The 2,290-nt window shown below is 51.2% G+C and carries 2 protein-coding genes; both read right to left on the minus strand.

The features are described 5' to 3' along the window. Positions 1 to 1,123: 1,123 nt before the first annotated feature. Complete coding sequence (locus tag A0129_RS15740; protein WP_291716331.1) at positions 1,124 to 1,624, minus strand: hypothetical protein; 501 nt, start codon at positions 1,622 to 1,624, stop codon at positions 1,124 to 1,126. Positions 1,625 to 1,891: 267 nt separating this feature from the next. Continuing rightward, positions 1,892 to 2,290, minus strand: a 399-nt coding sequence (locus A0129_RS15745) for a site-specific integrase (protein WP_291716332.1), incomplete at its 5' end; no start/stop codon positions are given.

Here is a 2,290-nt window from a genome sequence, read left to right on the forward strand (position 1 = left end):
GGCGCGCACCCGGACGCCCCAGTGACTGGGACAAGATAAACACCAGTGCTCCCTAAACATATCTTGGAACCTCCAGGTGCCCCCACAGATGGTTGCGCCACTGTCCCGGAGTACGTTGGTAGTTGTGCGGTATAAGATCGAGGCGACGGAGGAGAGACGGTTGTTGTTGAACTATTCGCAAGCAAGGGCGAGGAGGCAGATGGCGGCGGCAAGCTCGCTGCACTGGCGGTAGATGAAGTCCCCGAAGCACCGGTACCGCGATGCGTCACTACTGCGGAGGAAATTGCTCGAAACGACACAGCCGGGATGGAGACGAGGGCACTCTGTCCATGCTCTGGAAAAAGCATGATCTGCAATCCCGCGACAGCTGACTGCGCAGCAATATCTTCGGGGATAACGATCGAATAACTCTCAATATATGAACACTCACGAGAACTTGCCCGACAATTAACAACACGGCGCTCGCTAGTCAGCATGTTCAGGGAGCGCCCACCTTGAACGCTCGCACGATTAAAAAATCGCCATTGCTTATCATCGTAGTCATTCGTCCAGCTAAGAATATACGTCTGACTGCCAGATCGACGAGATACGGCTACGGTCAAACCCCAAATGCGCCGATCCCAAATGTCGCCTTCGACATAGGAAGAGGTTGAGAATAGTACAGACGGCTTAAAGGGATGATCCTCAACATCAACCTTCGTGGGATCAAACCTTTGCCCACTGGTCTGTACGCAACCAGCCAGAAGAGTCAAAAGGACGAATGCAACGATTTTCATCTTCTGTTTGCGATGCCCCCAATTTTGGAATGAAATACCTTTAGAAACACTCTTAATTTAGTCCCCTTTCGTCTGTTTTCCACCTGCTTTTTTGAGCGACCGTTATCAAGCGCTTTTAAATTGATGATGTGCACACCACTGCTGGGGTGACATGGGGGCCGCTAGGAGCTTTGAAATAATCCTACGTTAGATTTTTCTCAATATACCCACGCGACTTTCAATTGTGACTTTTAGACCGCCGGCTTAGAAAGACAGCCGGATCAGAAATATTTTAAAGCGCAAAGCAAAAAGGCAGCCTTTGTAGGGCTGCCTTTTTCATTGGTAAGGTTGGGGTCGATCCGGTTTCTTTAGCGGCTCTCTTGAGCCAGTGACACGAAGCTGTCCACGGCCTTGCCGCGAATCATCTTCTGCGAATGCGCCTGGCGCTGATGAAGCTTGTCATCCAGAGCCTGATCGAAAGCGCCCCCTTGGGTCAGTTCGATGAGTTCTCGAAGCATGACCAGCACTTCGTGCGGAGAACCAAACTCCGGCACCCGGTCTGCGGGAATGCACGAATTTTCAAATCGCGTGCAACGCCGACCGATACCAAAATGTAGCTCATATGCCTGCGTATTCTCATTGAAACGGATGATTCCCTTCTTAGGCTTTTCGCCAAGAGAAACTCGTTTCGCCGCATCGCTTAGCGCATTGAGCAATTTGCTCTTGTAAGCCCCTTCATGGAGCTTGCGATAAGCGCCGCGTTTCGGCGCATTCATCATAACCGTGTTAAAACGAAACTGAATCAAATTGCCTTCAGACTCAATTTTCACTTCGTGCCCAACATTGGGCGTCATGTAGTTGGTAGTCATTTTCTTACGCTTGATTGTCCTTTCTTGCGTTGATTTAAGGGCCGACCCCGTGCCGTCCCAATGAAAAGATAGTATCAGAACACGTTGGCTGTCTCCAGTTAAATAGTTGAAATAGACCAATAAATCTTGATTTGTCTATTTTCTGGTCTATCCATACATGCGCGGGACCAGATCGGCTCCAAAGTGATGCGACGTTGCTTAACGAAGTAGCACTCACGGTGGCTTGCATCAGACATGAAAGCCGCTCCCGAAAGTACCTCGCCAAAGCTAGCCGCTTCCGATGAGCCTCATTTCGGTCTTCGCCAATTTCTTCGCGACCTCCTCAGGGCGAAGATGGGTATAGCGAAACAGCATCCGAGGATCGCGGTGGCCGGAGATAAGCGCCACCTCCGGCACTGATAAACCCATCTCGAAGAAGCGGCTGACGGCCTCGTGGCGAAGATCGTGGAAGCGGAGATCGTCAACCCCAGCTCGCCGCTTGAGCCGTTCCCATGACAGCCGAAGCGCATTTGCTGTCATGGGGAGGATATAATCGCCTTCGATATCCAAAGCCCGAAGTGCGGCTATAGTTTCCCTCGCGCCCCTCGTAAGCGGAATAGTGCGCGGCGTATCGGTCTTTGTTTGTCGGATCGTAAGCAGAGCATTGTCGGCACTAAAATCAGTCCA

The organism is Limnobacter sp. CACIAM 66H1, from assembly GCF_001601825.1.
Classification (GTDB): Bacteria; Pseudomonadota; Gammaproteobacteria; order Burkholderiales; family Burkholderiaceae_B; genus Limnobacter.

Excerpts from the sequence above, each read along its gene's own strand:
- A0129_RS15740 (WP_291716331.1), bottom strand. The coding sequence starts at position 1,624 with ATGACTACCAACTACATGACGCCCAATGTTGGGCACGAAGTGAAAATT.